Raw genomic sequence first — 19,080 nt, 5'->3', positions numbered from 1 at the left:
CACGACGAGCCGCACCGATGCGGCCCGTTCTGCCTGAATATCGAGAATTGAAAGAGTGTATGTGAGTCATGGCTATCCACGATGGTATTGACGTCGGCGCCCCCGCCGGCCCTGCCGGCCAGGCCGGTTCCACCTCCACGATCGACGCACCCGCCGTCATCGAGCGCATTTCCACCAAGGAAAAGGTCTCGTACGGCTTCGGCGACTTCGGCAACGGGTTCATGTTCGACCTGGGCCAGTCCTACCTGACCAAGTTCTGGATCGACACCTGCGGCATCGCCGCCGGCGTCGTCGCCCTGATCTTCTCCCTCGCCAAGATCTTCGACGCGTTCATGGACCCGATCGCCGCCGCCTACATCGACAGCCGCAAATTCGGCAAGCGCGGCAAATTCCGCCCCGTCATGATGATCTCCTCGATCCTCCTGGGCGTGATGACCGTCGTCACCTTCACGATGCCTGACGTCACCATGGGCTGGAAGATCGCGTTCGCCGCCGGCAGCTACGCCATCTGGGGCCTCATCTACTCCTTCACCAACGACCCGTACGGGTCGCTGGCCTCGGTGATGACCCGCCACGTCAAGGACCGCGCGCAGCTCGCCACCACCCGGCAGGCCGGCTCGCTCGGTGCCCAGTGGATCTGCGGGTTCGCCTTCATCCCCATCATGATGATGTTCGGGGGCATGACCGGCACCAACTATATGTGGGCCTCCGCGGTCTTCGCCCTCATCGGCATCGCGTCCTTCTACGTCTGCTACCGCGGCACCAAGGAACGCGTCTACGTCAACCGCGCCGTGGGCTTCGAGAAGAACGGCATGAAGGACTACGCCAAGGCGATCTTCACCAACCGTCCCCTCCTCGGCCTGGTGCTGATGACCCTCTTCACGATCTCCGCCATGAACGTGAACAACATGATGATGATCTTCTTCGCCCAGTACAACCTCGGCAACATCGCCCTGCAGCCGATCCTCAACCTCGTCATGATCGGTGCCTCCATCATCGGCATCATGTTCGTGCCGCGCCTGGTGGGCCGGTTCGGCAAGAAGCGCACCGCCATGGGCGGGTTCATCATCGGCGTCATCGCCAACGGCCTCAACTTCATCATCCCCACCAACCTGTGGACCTTCATGCTCCTGGTGACCATCGGCTACATGGCCCTGGCCATCCCGAACGCCGTCACCTGGGCCTTCGTCTCCGACACCATCGACTACGGCGAATGGCACACCGGGGTGCGCAAGGAGACCATGACCTACGCGGCCTTCAACTTCTCCCGCAAGATCGCCCAGTCCATCGCCGCCCTGGTGGGCGCCGGGATGCTCGCCGTCACCGGCTACATCGCGCAGGGAGCCAGCCAGTCGGAGGAGACCCTCTTCGGCATCAAGGCCGTGATGACCCTCTACCCGGCCATCGCCCTCGCCGCCGCGGCCGTGATCGTCTACTTCCTCTACAACCTGTCCGACGACAAGTACACGTCCATCGCCCTCGACCTCGAAGCCGGCCGTTGGGAAAAGGGCATCATCGGCCAGTCCTGATCGGGCCGACCACACCGCGTAACCGCAGCATCTAACGAATCGATTCTCATGTCACACATTGAAAGCATCACGACCGACACCTCCGTGCTGGTCATGGCCGAGGGCGACGACGTCGCAGTCGCCCTCCGGGACCTCCTCCCGGGGGAATCCCTTCCCGTCGGCGACGGTGTCCTCACCGTCACCACGCTCGTTCCGAGCGGCCACAAGATCGCCCTCACCGATATGAGCGTCGGATCCACCGTGCACAAGTACGGCCAGTCGATCGGCGTCGCGACGGCGCCGATCCACCGCGGCGAGCAGGTGCACAGCCAGAACATCGGCATGGACCTCGCCGCCCGCACCCACGAGTTCGGCACCGTGCACACCGAGCTGCCGGTCCCGACGGAACGTCGCTTCTTCGACGGTTTCCGCCGGGCCGACGGACGGGCCGGCACCCGCAACTACATCGCCATTCTCACCACCGTCAACTGCTCCGGCACCACCGCCAAGCTCATCGCCGACCGGTTCCGAGGCGACGCCCTCGACAGATTCGAGAATGTCGACGGTGTCATCGCCCTGACCCACCAGAGCGGATGCGGCCTGGTCCTGGAAAGCGAAGGCGCGCAGGTGCTGCTGCGCACCCTCAACGGGTACGCCCGGCACCCCAACATCGCCGGTGTACTGATGCTCAGCCTCGGCTGCGAGATGACCCCCACCAGCCTGGTGCTGGCCGCGGGCACCCTGCCCAGCGACACCGTCGTGGAGTCCCTCTCGATCCAGGAGACCGGCGGCATGCGCAACACGGTTGCCGCGGGCGTGGAGAAGATCCTCGCCCTGGCCGAGCAGATCAACACCCGCCACCGCGAACCCATCGACATCTCCGAACTCGTGCTGGGCCTGAACTGCGGTGGCTCCGACGGCTACTCCGGCATCACGGCCAACCCGGCCCTGGGCTGGGCGTCGGATGTTCTCGTGTCGCACGGTGGAACATCCGTTCTCGCCGAAACCCCCGAGATCTACGGGGCCGAGCACCTGCTCACTGCCCGCGCCGTCACGCCCGCCGTGGGCCACAAGCTGATCGAGCGCATCGATTGGTGGGAGACCTATATCCACGCCAACGGCGGCACCATGGACAACAACCCGTCCCCGGGCAACAAGGCCGGCGGTATCAGCACCATCCTGGAGAAGTCGCTGGGCGCCGTGGCCAAGGCCGGCCACGCCGACCTCGCCGCCGTGTACGAATACGCCGAACCGATCGACACCCGGGGCCTGGGGTTCATGGACACCCCCGGCTACGACCCGGTGTCGGTCACCGGCCTCGTCGCCGGCGGCGCCACGGTCGTGGTCTTCACCACCGGCCGCGGCTCGGTCTTCGGTTGCAAGCCCACCCCGAGCATCAAGGTCGGCACCAACACCGAACTGTTCCTGCGCCAGGGCGACGACATCGACATCGACGCCGGTCGCATCGCGGATGGCAACGCGAGCGTCGATGAGGTCGGCGCCGAGATCCTCGACATGATCATCGCCGTCGCCAGCGGCAAGCAGACCGTGAGCGAAGAGTTCAATGTGGGCCAGGAAGAGTTCGTCCCGTGGCACATCGGGGCCGTGACCTGATGGGCGACCACCACGCCACGACTCCCACGGTGCTGTGCTTCGGCGAGACCATGGGCATGTTCACCCCCACCACCTCGCTGCCGCTCGACGAAGCCAGTGCCTTCACCCTGGGCACCGGCGGCGCAGAGTCCAACGTGGCGATGCACCTGGCCGAGCTCGGCCACACGGTGGCCTGGGCCAGCACGGTCGGCACCGACCCCGTGGGCAGCAAGATCATCGCCGCGCTGCACGGCGCCGGCGTCGACACACGGTGGGTCGGCCGCTCATCCGATGCACCAACCGGGCTCTACCTCAAGGAGCCCGACACCGGTAGTGGAGCCCACGTGTTCTACTACCGCCAAGGCTCGGCGGCATCCACGCTGAAGATCGCGGATGCCGTCGGCTGGCCCCTGGCCGGCGCCCGGTGGGTGCACACCACCGGCATCACCCCCGCGCTGTCGGAGTCCTGCTCCTCCCTCGTGGAGCACGTGCTCGACCACGCCGCCGAATGGGGCGTCTCCGTCTCGTTCGACATCAATTTCCGCCCGGGCCTCTGGCCGGTGGCGGAGGCCGCACCACGACTGCTCGCCCTGGCCGGCAAGGCCACGGTGGTGCTCGTCGGACTCGACGAGGCCGCCGTGCTCTGGGGCTGCGTCACCGCCGCCGACGTGCGCGCCCTGCTGCCCGGCGTGCCCTACCTGGTCGTGAAGGACTCGTCGATCGACGCGACCGAGTTTGCCCTGGCAACCGGCGAAACCGACACCATCACCGTGGTGCCGGCCCGCCGGGTCGAGGTCGTCGAACCCGTGGGGGCCGGCGACGCCTTCGCGGCCGGCTACCTGTCCAGCCTGATTCTCGCTGCCCCATCCGCCGAACGCCTCGAACGCGGCCACTCCCGTGCCGCGTGGGCGCTCGGCAGCCGCGAAGACTTCCGGCCCGGGCTCGGCCGGCGCATGTCGGCAGACGAACCCACCGATCACACACACGACACGGCCGACGCCGAGCGTGTCGCCGAACTCAGGAGATGACCCGCATGACCGCACCAGCCAGCACCATCCATCCGCTCAGCACCGACCAGTGGTTCCCCCAGGACTTCTTCCGGGTTCCCGTGATCGCCGTGTTCCGGGGTCTCTCGGCCGCTGAGGCCGTGCGCCTGTCGGTGCGCGCCTGGGACGCCGGCGTCGAGCACGTCGAGATCCCGATCCAGACCAGCGACGCCGTCCCCGTACTGCAGGCCGTGGCAGATGCCGCCGCCGAACGCGGGCTCGTCATCGGCGCCGGAACCGTGACCACCCTGGAGCAGCTCGACGCCGCCACCAACGTGGGCGTCGCATTCACCGTCTCACCCGGACTCGACCCGGCCATTGTGGCCGAGAGCGTGCGCCGCGGCATCCCACACCTGCCGGGCATCGCCACCGCCACCGAGATCTTGCTGGCCCGCGCTCTTGGACTCACCTGGGTCAAGGCCTTCCCCGCCTCCCTCCTCGGCGCCGCCTGGGTGAAGGCCCAGAAGGGGCCGTACCCCGAGACGAACTTCATCGCCACGGGTGGCGTCACGGCCCTCAACGCCCCGGAGTTCCTCGCCGCCGGCACCAGCGTGGTGGGCCTCTCCGGCGCCTTCGCCGACGATGCCCAGCTCGACCTCGTGCGCGCCCTGATCGCCCGCGCGCGTTAGCCGGGTCGCCGCCGGCCGATTGATAGGCTGAGCGAAGACATGAGGGGGAGTCACGTGCGGGTGAACGGGCGTGGCGCGACGCGATCAGGCATGGCCCGGTCGGGCATCCCCCGGCCGGGCGGGAACGGTCGCGGACTCGGTGAGCGGTGGCCGATCTGGCTCGTGTTCGTCGTCGTCGTGGCGTACACGATCGGGTTGTTGCTGCACGGCGACGGCCCGAACCCGCTCGTCGACATCTGGCTGGGCGAACTCACCCAGTGGGCCCCCGTCGCGGTGTTCTGGGTCGCCACGGTGCGCACCGGCTTCGCCAGGGGCGACGTGCTCTTCGCCACCCTCGCGGTGACGCTCAACGCCGCCGCCGACACCTACTACGTCACGGCGATGGATGCCGGCGGCGAACTGCCGTTCCCGTCCCTGGCCGACGTCGGCTACCTCCTCTTCTATCCGCTGATGCTCGCCGCCCTGGTGGCGCTCGTGCGCAGCCAGATGCGCGGACTGGCCTGGTCGGTGCTGCTGGACAGCGCGGTCGGCGCCATCGGTTCCGCCGCCATCCTCACGGCCCTGCTCGGACCGGTGCTCTCCTCGGCCGTCGACGAGTCGGAGGTTCTGGCTACCGTGGTCGCGGTGGCGTATCCGGTGTTCGACCTGCTCCTCGTTGCCGCCGTCGCCGGCATCGCCGCCGCTCCGGGGCTCACCATCGGGCGGCGCTGGACCTTCCTCGTCGGTGGTCTCCTGGTGTTCGCCGCGGCCGACATCGTCTACGCGCTCCTGGAGGTGGACGGCCTCTACCTCGTTGGTCTTCCCCTCGACGCGGCCTGGGCGCTGGGACTGGCCCTCATGGCCGTGTGGGTCAACGCGGCGGGCAGGCCGAACAGCCGGCCGGCGCTCGGCGGCACGCGAACACCGGCGCTTTTCGTGCCGGCCGTCGCCGTCGCCTCGGGCCTGGGTGTGCTCGTGCTCGGCACCCAGGTGGCGCAGCCCGTCCTCGCCGTCATCCTGGCGGGCCTCACCGTGGCCCTCGCCGCGATCCCGCTGGTGTTCCGGCAGCGGATGCTGCGTCGGCAGGCCCGCACAGACGACCTGACCGGCCTGCCCAATCGGCGGGCCCTCTACGCGGATGCGCCCGCGCTGCTCGTCGTCAGCCGCACCGCGGCCCGGCAACGGCACAGCGCCCTGATGCTGCTCGACCTCGACAGATTCAAGGAGGTCAACGACAGTCTCGGCCACGACGTGGGCGACCGGCTGCTCGTGCAGGTGAGCGCCCGGCTGGCGGCGGCGCTGCCGCCGAACGCCCGGCTGGCCCGCCTCGGCGGCGACGAATTCGCCATCCTGCTCGCCGACGCCGGCGAGGCCGGGGCCACCGCTGTCGCAGTGGGTCTGCGCGATGCCCTCGCCCGCACCTTCGCCCTCGACGGCCTGTCGGTGCAGACCAGCGTGAGCATCGGCATCGCGCTGTTCCCCGAGCAGGGGCACGACCTCAGCGACCTGATGCGTCGCGCGGACATGGCGATGTACCGGGCCAAGGCCAACCGGCTGGGCCATCACGTCTACAGCTCGGAGGACGACAGCCACGGTGACACGCGGTTGCGCACCCTGCAGGAGCTGCGCACGGCCCTGAGCGAGGACCAGCTGGTGGTGTACTACCAGCCCAAGGTGGAGATGCGGAGCAACGCCGTGATCGGCGTGGAGGCGCTCGTGCGCTGGCAGCACCCGACCCGGGGGCTGCTGCTGCCCGAGGAGTTCCTCGACCTCGTCGAGGAGTCGGGGCTGATGCATTCCCTCACCCGGATCGTGCTCACCAAGGCGCTCGACCAGGCTGCGATCTGGCAGGAGCATGGCCGCACGCTGCCCATCGCCGTCAACATATCGGCCAGTTCGCTCGTCGACGTGGACCTGCCGAATGAGATCGCGGCCATGGTCGCCGCCCGGGCGCTGCCACCCTCATCACTGATGCTCGAGATCACCGAGGACTTCCTGATGAGCGACCGTGACCGGGCCAGGGACGTGCTGTTCCGGCTGCGCGAGGCGGGCATCCAGATCTCTGTGGACGACTTCGGCACCGGTTACAGCTCGTTGTCCTACCTGCGCGACCTGCCCATCGACGAGCTCAAACTCGACAGGTCCTTCGTGCTTCCCATGGCCGACGACGCGCGCGCCGCCTCCCTCGTGGCGTCCACCATCGAACTGGCCCACAGCCTGGGCCTGCGCATGGTGGCCGAGGGCGTCGAGAGCGGTGTGGCCTACGACGAACTGGCCCGGTACGGCTGCGACCTTGCGCAGGGGTTCTTCATGTCGCAGCCGGTCCCGGCACCTGAACTCGAGAACTGGTTGGCGGCCCGACCCGCCCTCCAGCCGTCAGACGACGTCTGAACGTGCCTGGGTGTTACCCAGTGCGCGATCCTTCAGTACCGCGTATTCACCCTGTGTGATGGCACCGCTGTCCAAGAGGTTCTTGGCTTGCGCGATGTCTTGGGCCGGGTTGCTGCCGGCCACCGACCGGATGTAGTCGTCGGTGCTCGCCCGCTCCTGCATTCCGGCCTTGGCCTGGCGTTCGGCCATGCCGCGGCCGCGCGCGATCACGTAGACGAGCACCGTGAGGATCGGCACGAAGACCAGGAAGATCAGCCACAGCGCCTTGAGCCAGCCGTTGAGCTCCCGATCCCGGAACACGTCGATGATCACGGCGAAGAGTGCGAACAGGTAGGACACGAACACGAATGTCCAAAAGAAGAATCCGATGAAATCCCAGAAACTAGACCAGAAACTCATGGTCGGCACCCTTTCTCGGTAACGTCTGGCCGAGGTCCTGCCGCCGCTGAGGGGCGGCAGGTCACAGTCCTTGGCTGCTCTTCACGGTAATCACACAGGCAGGATCTGGATCACCCGGACTGGGTGAGAAACACCGGGGTGGCGGCCCGTGGCGGGCGGCTAGGCTGGGGCGAAACAGGGGGAGTGATCGCAGTGGCGACGGTGGGGCACCGCACGGCGGAGGAGCGGTTGGCGTGGATCGAGCGCCAGTATTGGATCGACAAGGATGTCGCGCTCACGGCCGCCCAGGAGTGGCTTGCCGACCTGGCCGACATCGGCGTGCACGGAGTGCTGGGCCGTCGTCTCGAGGTGCAGATCGCCTCGATCCTCACCCGCCGCGGCGACCCGCGCCAGGGCGCCGTCGAGATGCAGCGCATGCTCGACTGGGCGGAGCGGCACGGCGAGCTGGCCCTGCAGTCCCGCTGCCACGAGGTGCTGGGGTCCATCTTCGAGCTCGTCGGCGACCGGGCCCTCTCCCTCGAGCACGCCGTGGCGACCAACAGCCTGCTCGATGACTCCGAGGTGCCGCTGATGCGAGCGGCGGCGCGGCTGACCCTGGCGGATGCCCTCGGCTCGGCGGGTTCGTTCGACGAGGCGCGGAGGCGCTACAACGAGGCGCTCCGGCTGGTCATCGACGACCCTGAGACCAGCATCCGCTATCAAATTCTCAACAACCTGGCCTACACCGAGTACCTCGCGGGCAACCACGACGAGGCCATGACCGCCGTGGAAAGCCTGATCGCGCTGTCGCAACTCAACAACCGCCCGATCGGCATGTACGCCCGTGACACCATCGCCAGGGTCTACCTGGTGGCCGGTCGGCTCGACGAGGCTGCGGCCACCCTCGAGACCGCCCTTGAGGCCAAGCCGGTGGACTACCACCCGGACAGCATCGCGGCGGCGCTGGTCACCCTGGCCGAGACGTATCGCACCCAGGGGCGCTTCGACGAGGCCCAGGACGTCATCGACCGGTGTCTGGCGCTGAGCGAGGCACACGGCCTGGCGCGCTGGACCACCGAGGTCACCCGGGAGCAGGCCGAGACGTACGCGGCCAGAGAAGACTTCCAGGCGGCATTCGAGTCGTACCGGAGCTACCACACCCAGTCCATCGCGCTCAGCGCCAGCGAGAACGAGGCCAAGGGGCGCATCCTCGAGGCCATGTTCCAGACCGCGGAGTCCCGTCAGGAGAGCGAACGTTACCGCGAGATGGCCGAGCGCGACCCGCTCACCGACCTGCACAATCGCCGATTCGTCGACGAGCACCTCACCATGCTGCTCATGCTGCACCGGGAGGGCGGCAGCCCGGTGGCCATCGCCATGCTCGACGTGGACCACTTCAAGCGCATCAACGACACCCTGTCGCACGAGGTGGGCGACGAGGTGCTCCGGGCGCTCGGCCGTATTCTCACGGATGCGCTCGCACCGGTCCCCGGGGCTGTCGCCGCACGGCTGGGCGGCGAGGAATTCCTGCTCATCGTCCCCGCACTGGTGGAGGACCAGGTCATCGAGCTGTCCGAGCGGGTACGGATGGCCGTGGGCTCACACGACTGGTCACCGATCTCCGCCGGACTGCACGTCACCGTAAGCCTGGGCGTGGCGCTGGCGCCCGCCGACGGCGACACCAGCACCGCGCTGTTGCGGGCCGCCGACGTGCGCATGTACCTCGCCAAACGCGACGGCCGCAACCGCGTCGTGCACGCCGACGCCTGAGGCGCGGCCCGCGGGTTACAGGCCTTGCGCGAGGCGGTAGTAGGCCTGGTTCCAGCGCACCTCGCGGGTGAAGTCCCGCAGGGTGGTGGTCTTATCGATCACGAGGAGCTCGGTGCGGGCTATCTCGGAGAAATCGTGGAACACCTCGATGCCGACGGCTGTCGACATGACGGTGTGGTGGGCGGCGCCGGCGGTGAGCCAGGCCGCGGCAGAGGTCGCGAAGTCGGGTTCGGGCGCCCAGACCGCCCGGCCCACGGGCAGCTTCGGGAGGGCCTCGGTGGGTTCGACGACGTTGACGACGTTCGCGACGAGGCGGAACCTGTCGCGCATGTCGCTCATCGCGACGACCACGGCGGGGCCGGGGTCGGCGTTGAAGACCAGGCGGACGGGGTCTTCGCGGCCGCCGATGCCCAACGGGTGGATCTCCAGGGTCGGCTTGGTCGTGGACAGGGCGGGGTTGACCTCGAGCATGTGGGCGCCGAGGATGAGTTCCGCTCCCGGGGTGAGGTCGTAGGTGTAGTCCTCCATCAGGCTTGCCCCACCGGGCAGGCCCGCGCCCATGACGCTGGCCACACGCACGAGGATCGCGGTCTTCCAGTCGCCCTCGGCGCCGAAGCCGTAGCCCTGCGCCATGAGGCGCTGCACGGCCAGGCCGGGCAGCTGCTTGAGCGCGCCGAGGTCTTCGAAGCTGGTGGTGAAAGCGCTGAACCCGCCCGCTTCCAGGAACGACTTCAACCCGAGTTCGATCGCCGCGCCGTAACGCAGTGACTCGTGCCGGTCGCCGCCCTTCCGAAGCTCCGGGACCACGTCGTAGAGGTCCTCGTATTCGGCCACCAGAGCGTCGATGTCAGCGTCGGTGGCGGCGTGTACGGCGTCGGCGAGTTCGTTGACCGACCAGGTGTTCACCTGCACGCCGAACCGCAGTTCGGCCTCGGTCTTGTCACCCTCGGTCACGGCGACGTAACGCATGTTGTCGCCGAACCTAGCCAGCTTCATGCTGCGCGATGCCGCCCACCCGGCCGCAGCGCGGGTCCAGGTGCCGATCGACGCGGTCACGGCCGGGTTCGACACGTGGCCGACGACGGTCTTCCGGGACACACCGAGACGGGTTTGGATGTAGCCGAACTCCCGGTCGCCGTGCGCGGCCTGGTTCAGGTTCATGAAGTCGAAGTCGATCTCGCTCCATGGCAGCTCCACGTTGGCCTGCGTGTGCAGGTGCAGCAGGGGCTTGCGGAGCGCGTCGAGGCCACCGATCCACATCTTCGCCGGCGAGAACGTGTGCATCCACGCGATCAACCCGATCACGTTGTCATCACTGTTCGCATCCAACGCGGCACGACGGATGGACTCCGCATCCTTCAGGACCGGCTTCCACACCACCGTGACCGGCACGGCGCTCGACGCGTTCAACGCGTCCGAGATCGCCTTCGACTGCTCGGCAACCTGCTTGAGGGTCTCTTCGCCGTAGAGGTTCTGGCTGCCGGTGAGGAACCAGACCTCGTAGGAATCCAGGGTCGTGGCCAGGGCGGTGGGGGTGGAGAGTGACATTACTTGAGTGCTCCTTGCGGTGCTTGTCCGTAGACGTTCTGGTAGCGGTTGAAGAGGGAATCGATCGCGTCCTGCGGGATCGGGATGAGCTCCCCGCCCTGACGGGCCAGGTGCACCGTACGGGCGACGTCTTCGACCATCACGGCGGCCTTGACCGCGTCGCGGGCATCCTTACCGATGGTGAACGGGCCATGGTTCTGCATCAGCACCGCACGCGACCGGTGCCCGGTGAGGGCTTCGACGATGCCTTGCCCGATGGTGTCGTCCCCGATGATCGCGAACCGGCCCACCGGAATCGGGCCGCCGAACTCATCAGCCATCGCCGTGATCACACACGGGATTTCTTCACCACGCGCCGCCCACGCGGTGGCGTAGGTCGAATGCGTGTGCACGACCCCGCCGACCTCGGGCATGTGCCGGTACACGTAGGCGTGCGCGGCCGTGTCAGACGACGGCGACCGGTCCGAACCCGGCGTCTCCGGAACGACAGCGCCGTCCAGATCGCACAGGATCATGTTCTCCGGCGCCAGATCCGCGTAATCCACCCCGCTGGGCTTGATCACGAACAGGTCCGCACCCGGTACCCGACCCGACACATTCCCGCCCGTCCACACGACCAGACCATTACTGGTCAGCTCCCCGTGCAACCGGGCGATATCCGCCCGAACCCGGGCAATCGCCACCTCAATCTGCGGTCCAAAGCTACTCATGCGCGCTGCGGCGAGGTGATGGTCACTGTCGACGTCCTTGTCAGGTGGGGTGGGATCAGACCGGCTGGTTGAGCTGATGTTAGCGCACTATCAAAGATGAAACCAGCGCACATCTGTGCAATGTGTCTAACCGACTGGCTGTGATAGTGCGCTATCACACGCCGTTGATTGGTTGAGTGCTGTGCCGTCCGTGGTCCTATCCTGAGAGGATGCAGACCGAGACCCGAGCCGTGCCGACGCCGCGCAGTGTGCGGATGATCGATGTGGCGAGGCTGGCCGGGGTGTCCCAGCAGACGGTGTCGCGGGTGGTCAACGGCCACAGCAATGTGGGCGCCGAGGTGCGCGAGCGCGTCGAACAGGCCATCGTGCAGTTGCGGTACAACCGCAACTCCGCAGCACGGGCGCTGGCGACGAACCGGTCGATGAATCTCGGGGTGATCAGCTACTCGCTTCCGGTGCACGGCTCGACCATGGTGTTGTTCGGGGTGGCGGAAGAGGCTCGCCGCAACGGGTACTCGACGAGCCTGGTGAGCATCTCGGATGTGGACCCGCGCACCATCCGCACGGCACTGGACACTCTGGTCGGGGACTCCGTCGACGGCATTGTCGTGCTCGCGCCGATGTCGGCCGCGGCGCCGGTGCTCGACGGGCTGGACCTCGCCGTTCCCATCGTGCGGTTCTAGCAGGGAACCCCGGCCGGCCCGCACACCGTGACCATGGACGACGTCCTCGGCGCACAGCTGGCCACTCGGCACCTACTGGACCTCGGCCACGAGACCGTGTGGCACGTGGCCGGGCCGCCCGGCTGGACCGCGTCGGAGGCCCGGCGCTCCGGCTGGCTCTCGGAGCTCGGCGATCGCGGGCGACCGATGAACCCCGAGTTCGCCACCACGGACTGGACAGCCGAGTCGGGTTACCGGGCCGGGCTGCGCATCGCCCAGAACCCGTCGATCACCGCTGTGCTCGCCGCCAACGATGCCATGGCCCTCGGCGTCATGAAGGCCCTCACCGAGAAGGGGCGCAGTGTGCCGGCCGACGTGAGCGTGGTCGGCTTCGACGACATGAGCGAGGCACGGTACTTCCAACCCGGCCTCACGACCATTCGGTTGGACTTCGACGAGGTGGGCCGGGTCGCCGTGGAGCGGCTGCTACACCTGATGGGCGGCGAGCCCGCCGAGCTGATCCCGGCCATCACGCCCGAGCTCATCGTGCGCGAGAGCACCGCCACGCCCCGCCCCCAAGCCTGACCTGGTGACCCTGTCTGCGGTCGCTCCCGTCTCGTCGGTCGAGCTTGTCGAGACCTCGTAACCCTGTCTGCGGTCGTTCCCGTCTCGTCGGTCGAGCTTGTCGAGACCTGGTGACCCTGTCTGCGGTCGTTCCCGTCTCGTCGGTCGAGCTTGTCGAGACCCGGTGAGTGTTGTCGCGATCGTGTTCGGCTCACGGGATCTCGACAGGCTCGATCAGCGTGTGGGTCGCGTCTGTCGCGACCCTCGCGTCGGTCGAGCTTGTCGAGACCTGGTGACCCTGTCTGTGGTCGTTCCCGTTGCGTCGGTCGAGCTTGTCGAGACCTGGTGAGCGTTGTCGCGAACGTGTTCGGCTCGCGGGATCTCGACAGGCTCGATCAGCGTGTGGGTCGCGTCTGTCGCGACCTCGCGTCGGTCGAGTTTGTCGAGGCCTGGTGACCCGGTCCGCGGTCGTTCCCGTCTCGTCGGTCGAGCTTGTCGAGACCTGGTGACCCTGTCTGTGGTCGTTCCCGTCTCGTCGGTCGAGCTTGTCGAGACCTGGTGACCCTGTCTGTGGTCGTTCCCGTGTCGTTGGTCGAGCTTGTCGAGACCCGGTGAGTGTTGTCGCGAACGTGTTCGGCTCACGGGATCTCGACAGGCTCGATCAGCGTGTGGGTCGCGTCTGTCGCAACCCTCGCGTCGGTCGAGCTTGTCGAGACCTGGTGACCCTGTCTGCGGTCGTTCCCGTCTCGTCGGTCGAGCTTGTCGAGACCTGGTGACCCTGTCTGCGGTCGCTCCCGTCTCGTCGGTCGAGCTTGTCGAGACCTGGTGAGCGTTGTCGCGAACGTGTTCGGCTCGCGGGATCTCGACAGGCTCGATCAGCGTGTGGGTCGCGTCTGTCGCGACCCTCGCGTCGGTCGAGCTTGTCGAGACCTCGTGACCCTGTCTGCGGTCGTTCCCGTCTCGTCGGTCGAGCTTGTCGAGACCTGGTGAGCGTTGTCGCGAACGTGTTCGGCTCGCGGGATCTCGACAGGCTCGATCAGCGTGTGGGTCGCGTCTGTCGCGACCTCGCGTCGGTCGAGCTTGTCGAGACCTCGTGACCCTGTCTGCGGTCGTTCCCGTCTCGTCGGTCGAGCTTGTCGAGACCTGGTGAGCGTTGTCGCGAACGTGTTCGGCTCGCGGGATCTCGACAGGCTCGATCAGCGTTTGGGTCGCGCCTGTCGCAACCCTCGCGCCGGTCGAGCGGGGTTCAAGCGCAGGAGACCGCCGACCAGGACACCGGAGGCAGCGTGACGGTGAGGATGCCGTCGGCCAGCTCCGCCCCGGCCAGTGGCGTGAGCCCCACCCGGTTCTGGTCGGCCAGGGTGTTCTTCGCGTAGGGATCGGCGTCGTGCAGGCTCACGGCCTCGACGATGCGGCCGGCGCCGACGTCGGACAGGTCGACCACCACCTCGATCGACTCGGTCTGACTGCGGTTCACCAGGAACACGGCCGACGCACCGGTCTCGGCATCCGCCGTCACCACGGCGTCGACCAGCGCGACCGAGCCGTGCAGGGCGGTGTCGTACCGGCCGGTGTCGATCCGCGGCCGCAGCACCACGCCGCGGGCCAGCCGCGACGTCACCGAGAAGGGGAAGAATGTGGTCTGGCGCCAGGAATCGCCACCGGGTTCGGTCATGATCGGTGCGATTACGTTCACCAGCTGCGCGAGCGAGGCCGAGGTGACCCTGTCGTGGTTCTGCAGCAGGGTGATCAGCAGGTTGCCCAGCACCACGGCATCCGCCACCGAGTAGACGTCTTCGAGCTGGCGCGGGGCGATGCGCCACTCGTCGTTGACTTCCTCGGACGCCTGGTGCTCGTCGAGGTACCAGATGTTCCACTCGTCGAAGGAGAGCTGCATGGTCTTCTGGCTGCGCAGCTTGTGCTTGACGTGGTCGGCAGTGGCGACGACGGTGTCGATGAAGTAGGTCATCTCCACCGAGGACGCCAGGTAGGACGCCAGGTCGCCGCCCCGCTCCTGGTAGTAGGCGTGGCAGGAGATGTAGTCGACGTGGTCGTAGCTCGCCTCGAGCACCACCCGTTCCCACTCGCCGAAGGTGGGCATGCTCGAGCCCGAGGAGCCGCAGACCACGAGCTCGAGGTTCTTGTCGGCGGTCTTCATGGCTGAGGCGGTGCGGGCGGCGATCTTGCCGTAGTCCTCGGCCGACATGTGGCCGATCTGCCACGGGCCGTCCATCTCGTTGCCCAGGCACCACATGCTGATGTCGTACGGCTCGGTGCGGCCGTTGGCCACCCGCTGGTCGGCCAGGGCGGTACCGGGCTCGCCGGTGGCGTACTCGAGCAGGTCCAGGGCCGCCTCGATGCCGCGGGTGCCCAGGTTGACCGCCATCATGAGTTCGGAGCCGGTGAGCTCGCACCAGCGGGCGAACTCGTCCAGGCCCACCTGGTTGGTCTCCAGCGAGTGCCAGGCCAGGTCGCGACGAACCGGCCGCGACTCCCGCGGGCCCACGCCGTCCTCCCACCGGTAGCTGGAGACGAAGTTGCCGCCGGGGTAGCGGATGGTGGTGGAGCCCAGCTCCTTGACCAGCTCGACCACGTCGAGGCGAAAACCGTCGGCGTTGGCGGTGGGGTGGCCGGGTTCGTAGATGCCGTCGTAGACACAGCGACCCAGGTGCTCCACGAAGGAGCCGAAGATGCGTCGGTTGAGCGGGGCGACCACGTTCGTGCGGTCGACGGTGATGTGGGTGGGGGTCACGCGGGCGGGTCCTGTCTGTTGAAGGGATGGTCTGCGTCAGCGGCGGCGCCGATGGATTCACGCTCGATCAGGCGGAAGTCGGCCTCCACGCGGCGCGGCGGCGCCTTCGGACCGGTCTCGGCGATGCGCTCGAGCAGGAGGCGCACCGCGGTGTCGGCGATCTCGTCGCGGCCGGCATCGATGGTGCTGAGCGAGGGATGCGAGTACTCGGACTCGTCCAGGTTGTCGAAGCCCACCACCGAGACGTCCTCCGGCACCCGCACGCCGGCAGCCTGCAACGCGCGGATCGCGCCGAGGGCCAGCGTGTCGTTGAGGCCGAACACGGCGTCGAAGGGCACTCCGGTCTCGAGCAGCCCGCGCACCGTCGTGGCACCGTTGGCCCGGTGCCACATGTCCGAGTGCCGGATTAGCGCGGGGTCGACAGGCAGGCCGGCCTCCTGCAGCGCCTCGCGGTAGCCGCGAATGCGCAGCGCGGCCGACCCGTACACCTCACCCTCGTGGGCGCCGATGACGGCGATGCGCGTGCGGCCGGCCGCCAGGAGGCGCCGGGTGGCGGCCGCGGCGGCCTCGACGTTGCGCATCGTGACGTGGTCGGCCGGCGCGTCGAAGATCCGCTCGCCCAGAACCACCAGCGGGTAGCCGACGGCGAGGAGGGCGGCATCCTCGTTGCCCAGCCCAAGGGGGCTGAAAATCAGGCCGTCGGTGAGTTGGCGGCGCGGGCTGGTGACCAGGTCGAGCTCGCGGTCGCGGTCGCCGTTGGTCTGCTCGATCTGCACGCTGATGCCGCGCCGGTCCGCGGCCCGGATCACGGCGTCGGCCAGCTCGGCGAAGTAGCTCAGCCGTAGTTCGGGAACCGCCAGGCCGATCACCCCGGTGCGGCCGAGACGCAGGCCGCGTGCCGTGAGATTGGGCTGGTAGCCGAGCGCGGCGATGGCCTCGAGCACCCGGGTTTTCGTGGAGTCCTTGATGTAGGGATACCCGTTCACGACGTTCGACACGGTCTTGATCGACACCTTCGCGAGCACCGCGACGTCGTGCAGGGTGGTGGCCATGCGGATCAACCTACAACGTTGTAGAAACCGCCGGCAAGGGTTTTCGACACCTTTTCCATCGTTGTAGAGATGGGCCTTGTGAGCCTGTTGGCGGATGCCTAGGCTCAGCACTGTGAGTACCTCGAACTCCAGTTCGTCTCCCGCCATCGTCGCGGTCGACCTCGTCAAGAAATTCGGCAGCACCGTAGCCCTCGACGCCGTGAGCTTCACGGTGCCCCGCGGCAGCGTGTTCGGTGTCATCGGTCCCAACGGAGCGGGCAAGACCACCATCATGCGGGCGCTGCTCGACCTGATCCGGCTGACCTCCGGCCATGCGACACTGCTGGGCACCGACTCCCGCAACGCCGGCCCGGAGCTGCGGCGCCGGATCGGGTTCCTGCCCGGGGAGCTCATCCTCGAGGGGCGCATCACGGGCCGGCGGCTGCTGCGGCACTACGCCAACATCTCCGGCCCGGTGCCGGCCGGCCGGGTCGACGAACTCGCCGACCGGCTCGGCCTCGACCTGGACCGCACCGTGCGCACCCTGTCGAAGGGCAACAAGCAGAAGCTCGGCATCGTGCAGGCGTTCATGCACCAGCCCGACCTGTTGGTGCTCGACGAACCCACCAGCGGCCTGGACCCGCTCATGCAGCAGGTCTTCCTCGGTCTCGTCGACGAGGCCAGGACGGCCGGCCAGACCGTGTTCCTCTCCTCCCACGTGATCAGCGAGATCCAGCAGGCCGCAGACCAGGTCGCCATCCTGCGGGACGGCCGCATCATCACGGTCGCCGGGGTCGAGGCGCTCCGCGACACCGCGATCCGGCACCTGCGGATGAGCGCGACCGCTGTCACGGCCGCGGAGCTGTACGCCAGGCTGTCGCCGCTGGCGGGGCTGGGCGAGCTGGACTGCCAGCCAGCCCCAGGCGGTGCCGAGGCCACGGCGATCCTCACCGGGGCGATCTCGCCGTTCGTGCAGGCCATCTCCCCGCTGCGGCTCACCGACCTCGTCGTGGAGGAGCCCGATCTCGAGGAATCGGTGTTGCGCCTCTACTCCGCGCCCGAGGTCGCCCGCACCGAGGCGGTGCACTCATGAGCGCCGCCACCGCCACTTCGCCGCGAACCTCGACCGAGCACCGCAGCGCCCTGCCGATCTTCACCAAGACGCTGACCGACGGCTGGCGCTCGCTGCTGGGCTGGTCGATCGGGCTCACCGCGGCCCTGTGCCTGTACCTGCCGATCTTCCCGAGCCTGGGCGGCAACCCGCAGATGCAGCAGCTCATCGACAGCCTGCCCACCGAACTGACCCGCACCATCAACTACCAACAGATCGACACCGGGGCCGGGTACACCCAGTCCACCTTCTTCGGATTGATCGGCTTCCTGCTCATCTGCATCGCCGCGATCAGCTGGGGTGCCGCGGCGATCGGCGGCGACGAGGAGTCCGGCCAGCTGGAACTCACCCTCGCCCACGGCGTCACCCGGGTGCAGGTGGCGGTGCAACGGTTCGCGGCCCTCGTCGTGAAGGTCCTCGCGCTGGCCCTCGTGGCGTTCCTGGTGGTGCTGTTCTGGAACGGTCCGGCCGGTCTCGACATCGACGTGGCGAACCTGGCCGTCACCTGCTTGCTCTTCGGCGGGCTCGCGCTGGTGTGCGGCAGTACGGCTCTCGTCTGCGGGGCGCTCACCGGCCGCAAGGTGTGGGGCATCGGCGGCGGCGCGGCCGTGGCCGTGATCGGCTACGTGTTCAACGCGATCGCCAACCAGAGCGCCGACCTCGAGTGGCTGCACGGCCTCTCACCGTACTACGCGGCGTTCGGACACAGCCCGCTCGCCAACGGCACGGATGCCTGGACGCTCGTGCTGTTCTACCTGGCCGTCCTGGTGCTGGGCGGCCTGGCCGCGCTGGTCCTCCGGCAGAAGGACGTCGGGGCCTGAGCCGTCCTGCCGGCCCGCCCTGCCGGCCTGATCAGGCGTTGACCGGCAGTCCCGCCTCGATCGCCGCGATGATCTCGGGCGCATCGGGCACCGTCACCGGTCGGAACCGGTGCACGGCCCCGGCGGGAGTGAGCAGGAACTTCTCGAAGTTCCAGCCGACGTCGCCGGCCGCACCGTCGGCATCCGGCGTCTGGGTGAGCATGGCGTAGAGCGGATGCCGGTCGGCCCCGTTGACCTCGACCTTGTCGAACATCGGGAAGGTCACACCGTACGTGGTGGAACAGAAGTCGAGGATGGCCTCGATGCTGCCGGGCTCCTGGCCCTTGAACTGGTTGCAGGGAAAGCCGAGCACCGTGAAGCCGCGCGGCCCGTAGGTCTTCTGCAGCTCCTCCAGCGCGCCGTACTGCACCGTGAGACCGCACTTGGAGGCGACGTTGACGATGAGCACGACCTGGTCGGCGTAGTCGGCAAGGGTCACGGTCTGCCCGGAGGCGAGGGTCAGGGGAATGCTGCGCAGGGTCATCCTCCGAGCTTAGGCACCGGGCTGGACGGTGTGCGAACGCACGGTTACAGGGGACTGGGAGTTC

General features: G+C 68.0%; 16 protein-coding genes. 10 read left to right on the top strand and 6 right to left on the bottom strand.

Annotation, left to right across the window (positions count from 1 at the left end):
- Positions 1 to 68: 68 nt before the first annotated feature.
- The 5 genes from PA27867_RS15520 to PA27867_RS15500 all read left to right on the top strand — a co-directional run bounded on the left by PA27867_RS15520 (position 69) and on the right by PA27867_RS15500 (position 7,146).
- Positions 69 to 1,529, top strand: coding sequence for a glycoside-pentoside-hexuronide (GPH):cation symporter (locus PA27867_RS15520; protein WP_084021222.1), 1,461 nt, complete (start codon positions 69 to 71; stop codon positions 1,527 to 1,529).
- Positions 1,530 to 1,577: 48 nt separating this feature from the next.
- Positions 1,578 to 3,122, top strand: a complete 1,545-nt coding sequence (locus PA27867_RS15515) for a UxaA family hydrolase (RefSeq protein ID WP_066597854.1) — start codon at positions 1,578 to 1,580, stop codon at positions 3,120 to 3,122.
- Complete coding sequence (locus PA27867_RS15510; protein ID WP_066597853.1) at positions 3,098 to 4,129, top strand: sugar kinase; 1,032 nt, start codon at positions 3,098 to 3,100, stop codon at positions 4,127 to 4,129. Before PA27867_RS15515 ends, PA27867_RS15510 begins: the two co-directional genes overlap by 25 nt.
- 5 nt (positions 4,130 to 4,134) lie before the next feature.
- Positions 4,135 to 4,776 carry a bifunctional 4-hydroxy-2-oxoglutarate aldolase/2-dehydro-3-deoxy-phosphogluconate aldolase gene (locus PA27867_RS15505; RefSeq protein WP_066597851.1) on the top strand — a complete coding sequence of 214 codons (642 nt, stop codon included), beginning with the start codon at positions 4,135 to 4,137 and terminating at the stop codon, positions 4,774 to 4,776.
- Positions 4,777 to 4,866: 90 nt separating this feature from the next.
- Entirely contained in the window at positions 4,867 to 7,146 is a 2,280-nt protein-coding gene (locus PA27867_RS15500; RefSeq protein WP_066597849.1) for a putative bifunctional diguanylate cyclase/phosphodiesterase, read from the top strand.
- Here PA27867_RS15500 and PA27867_RS15495 read toward each other — a convergent pair.
- Positions 7,132 to 7,545 carry a PLDc N-terminal domain-containing protein gene (locus PA27867_RS15495; protein WP_066597847.1) on the bottom strand — a complete coding sequence of 138 codons (414 nt, stop codon included), beginning with the start codon at positions 7,543 to 7,545 and terminating at the stop codon, positions 7,132 to 7,134. The genes PA27867_RS15500 and PA27867_RS15495 overlap by 15 nt on opposite strands.
- Positions 7,546 to 7,728: 183 nt before the next feature.
- On the opposite strand from PA27867_RS15495, the gene PA27867_RS15490 reads away from it, so the two are divergent.
- On the top strand, positions 7,729 to 9,294 hold the full coding sequence (locus tag PA27867_RS15490) for a sensor domain-containing diguanylate cyclase (RefSeq protein ID WP_066597845.1): 1,566 nt from the start codon (positions 7,729 to 7,731) through the stop codon (positions 9,292 to 9,294).
- 15 nt (positions 9,295 to 9,309) lie between these two features.
- On the opposite strand, the gene araA is transcribed toward PA27867_RS15490, so the two are convergent.
- Together araA and PA27867_RS15480 are read right to left on the bottom strand one after the other, a co-directional pair.
- Positions 9,310 to 10,842: an L-arabinose isomerase gene (gene araA, locus PA27867_RS15485; protein ID WP_066597843.1), complete on the bottom strand. Its 1,533-nt coding sequence runs from the start codon at positions 10,840 to 10,842 to the stop codon at positions 9,310 to 9,312.
- Entirely contained in the window at positions 10,842 to 11,552 is a 711-nt protein-coding gene (locus tag PA27867_RS15480) for an L-ribulose-5-phosphate 4-epimerase (protein WP_066597840.1), read from the bottom strand. Before PA27867_RS15480 ends, araA begins: the two co-directional genes overlap by 1 nt.
- A gap of 209 nt (positions 11,553 to 11,761) precedes the next feature.
- Here PA27867_RS15480 and PA27867_RS21240 point away from each other — a divergent pair, with 209 nt between their 5' ends.
- Together PA27867_RS21240 and PA27867_RS21235 are read left to right on the top strand one after the other, a co-directional pair.
- Positions 11,762 to 12,235, top strand: coding sequence for a LacI family DNA-binding transcriptional regulator (locus PA27867_RS21240; RefSeq protein ID WP_236900735.1), 474 nt, complete (start codon positions 11,762 to 11,764; stop codon positions 12,233 to 12,235).
- A 33-nt stretch (positions 12,236 to 12,268) separates the two neighbouring features.
- Complete coding sequence (locus PA27867_RS21235; protein ID WP_236900734.1) at positions 12,269 to 12,799, top strand: substrate-binding domain-containing protein; 531 nt, start codon at positions 12,269 to 12,271, stop codon at positions 12,797 to 12,799.
- Between the two features lie 1,225 nt (positions 12,800 to 14,024).
- Here the strand turns inward: PA27867_RS21235 and PA27867_RS15470 are convergent.
- Complete coding sequence (locus PA27867_RS15470; RefSeq protein ID WP_066597838.1) at positions 14,025 to 15,530, bottom strand: alpha-N-arabinofuranosidase; 1,506 nt, start codon at positions 15,528 to 15,530, stop codon at positions 14,025 to 14,027.
- On the bottom strand, positions 15,527 to 16,582 hold the full coding sequence (locus PA27867_RS15465; RefSeq protein WP_066597837.1) for a LacI family DNA-binding transcriptional regulator: 1,056 nt from the start codon (positions 16,580 to 16,582) through the stop codon (positions 15,527 to 15,529). Before PA27867_RS15465 ends, PA27867_RS15470 begins: the two co-directional genes overlap by 4 nt.
- Before the next feature lie 112 nt (positions 16,583 to 16,694).
- Between PA27867_RS15465 and PA27867_RS15460 the strand changes: the two genes are divergently transcribed.
- Positions 16,695 to 17,654, top strand: a complete 960-nt coding sequence (locus PA27867_RS15460) for an ABC transporter ATP-binding protein (protein ID WP_236900733.1) — start codon at positions 16,695 to 16,697, stop codon at positions 17,652 to 17,654.
- Positions 17,651 to 18,493 carry an ABC transporter permease subunit gene (locus tag PA27867_RS15455; protein ID WP_066597831.1) on the top strand — a complete coding sequence of 281 codons (843 nt, stop codon included), beginning with the start codon at positions 17,651 to 17,653 and terminating at the stop codon, positions 18,491 to 18,493. Before PA27867_RS15460 ends, PA27867_RS15455 begins: the two co-directional genes overlap by 4 nt.
- Positions 18,494 to 18,524: 31 nt before the next feature.
- Here the strand turns inward: PA27867_RS15455 and PA27867_RS15450 are convergent, their stop codons facing one another.
- On the bottom strand, positions 18,525 to 19,016 hold the full coding sequence (locus tag PA27867_RS15450; protein WP_066597830.1) for a glutathione peroxidase: 492 nt from the start codon (positions 19,014 to 19,016) through the stop codon (positions 18,525 to 18,527).
- Positions 19,017 to 19,080: the final 64 nt, after the last annotated feature.

Origin of the sequence: Cryobacterium arcticum, assembly GCF_001679725.1 — a bacterium.
In the GTDB taxonomy this organism is placed as follows: domain Bacteria; phylum Actinomycetota; class Actinomycetes; order Actinomycetales; family Microbacteriaceae; genus Cryobacterium; species Cryobacterium arcticum_A.
The sequence above is the reverse complement of the archived record's forward strand: the minus strand, read 5'-3'. Positions and strand labels throughout refer to the sequence as shown.

What these genes read in the sequence shown, in the direction of transcription:
- PA27867_RS15520 (WP_084021222.1), top strand. Translation starts at nt 69, where the DNA reads ATGGCTATCCACGATGGTATTGACGTCGGCGCCCCCGCCGGCCCTGCC.
- PA27867_RS15515 (WP_066597854.1), top strand. Translation starts at nt 1,578, where the DNA reads ATGTCACACATTGAAAGCATCACGACCGACACCTCCGTGCTGGTCATG.
- PA27867_RS15505 (WP_066597851.1), top strand. Translation starts at nt 4,135, where the DNA reads ATGACCGCACCAGCCAGCACCATCCATCCGCTCAGCACCGACCAGTGG.
- PA27867_RS15500 (WP_066597849.1), top strand. Translation starts at nt 4,867, where the DNA reads ATGGCCCGGTCGGGCATCCCCCGGCCGGGCGGGAACGGTCGCGGACTC.
- PA27867_RS15495 (WP_066597847.1), bottom strand. Translation starts at nt 7,545, where the DNA reads ATGAGTTTCTGGTCTAGTTTCTGGGATTTCATCGGATTCTTCTTTTGG.
- araA (WP_066597843.1), bottom strand. Translation starts at nt 10,842, where the DNA reads ATGTCACTCTCCACCCCCACCGCCCTGGCCACGACCCTGGATTCCTAC.
- PA27867_RS15480 (WP_066597840.1), bottom strand. Translation starts at nt 11,552, where the DNA reads ATGAGTAGCTTTGGACCGCAGATTGAGGTGGCGATTGCCCGGGTTCGG.
- PA27867_RS21240 (WP_236900735.1), top strand. Translation starts at nt 11,762, where the DNA reads ATGCAGACCGAGACCCGAGCCGTGCCGACGCCGCGCAGTGTGCGGATG.
- PA27867_RS21235 (WP_236900734.1), top strand. Translation starts at nt 12,269, where the DNA reads ATGGACGACGTCCTCGGCGCACAGCTGGCCACTCGGCACCTACTGGAC.
- PA27867_RS15465 (WP_066597837.1), bottom strand. Translation starts at nt 16,582, where the DNA reads ATGGCCACCACCCTGCACGACGTCGCGGTGCTCGCGAAGGTGTCGATC.
- PA27867_RS15455 (WP_066597831.1), top strand. Translation starts at nt 17,651, where the DNA reads ATGAGCGCCGCCACCGCCACTTCGCCGCGAACCTCGACCGAGCACCGC.
- PA27867_RS15450 (WP_066597830.1), bottom strand. Translation starts at nt 19,016, where the DNA reads ATGACCCTGCGCAGCATTCCCCTGACCCTCGCCTCCGGGCAGACCGTG.